The sequence below is a fragment of the Methylophaga sp. UBA2689 genome, from assembly GCA_002354555.1.
Taxonomy (GTDB): Bacteria; Pseudomonadota; Gammaproteobacteria; order Nitrosococcales; family Methylophagaceae; genus Methylophaga.
Map to the genome: position 1 here is coordinate 1488 of DELT01000035.1, position 852 is coordinate 2339.

Here is an 852-nt window from a genome sequence, read left to right on the forward strand (position 1 = left end):
TGGCGCGGCAATATTCATTCGCATAAAACCACTGCCGGCATCGCCAAACATCACACCTGGGTTCATCGCCACACCCGCCTGTTGAACAAAAAAGCTTCTGAGTTGCTTGTCATTAAGCATCAGTTCCCTGCAATCCAGCCATAATAGATAGGTTGATTGTAAATCCAGTACTCGTATCTTCGGTAGCTGTTCAGCAAAAAATTGCTGTACCCAGTGGTAGGTTTGCTGCAGATACAACAGCAGTTCATCCAGCCACTGTTCTCCATGCCGGTAGGCGGCTATCGTCGCTTCTATACTGAAAGGATTGGCAGCACTGACATGCCAGGAATTAAACACCGATTCAATCGCTTTTTTATGCTGATTATCCGGGACTATCAACATCGACATTCCAAGCCCGGCAATATTAAATGTTTTGCTGGCCGATACAGCGGTCACCATGGGCACATCATCAGCCAGTGTTGCCAACGGAATATGTTTCTGCCCCGATAAGACCAGATCGGCATGAATTTCATCACTGACAAGAATCAATTGATTTTGTCGGGCAATATCCAGCAGCTGTTGCAGTTCAGACTCGCTCCACACCCGTCCCCCCGGATTATGTGGTGAACAGAGCAATAGCATTTTGGCCCCTGCTGCTGCCTGTTCGGCCAATTCAGCAAAATTGATCTGATAATAATCGTCCACCAGCTGCAGCGGATTTAATACCAGATTCCGCTGGGTCTCAGTCACCGCCGAGAAAAAGGGAAAATATACCGGTGGCTGGGCTATGACCTGATCATGCTTTTCGGTGAGCGCCATGATGGTGGCATGCAATGATGGCACTACTCCCGGACAAATCAGGATATGTTCAGC

The 852-nt window shown here is 48.4% G+C and carries 1 protein-coding gene; it reads right to left on the reverse strand.

Features of this window, described 5'->3' with window-relative positions:
- Nucleotides 1–852, reverse strand: an 852-nt coding sequence (locus tag B3M51_RS03560) for a MalY/PatB family protein (RefSeq protein WP_292756885.1), incomplete at both ends; no start/stop codon positions are given.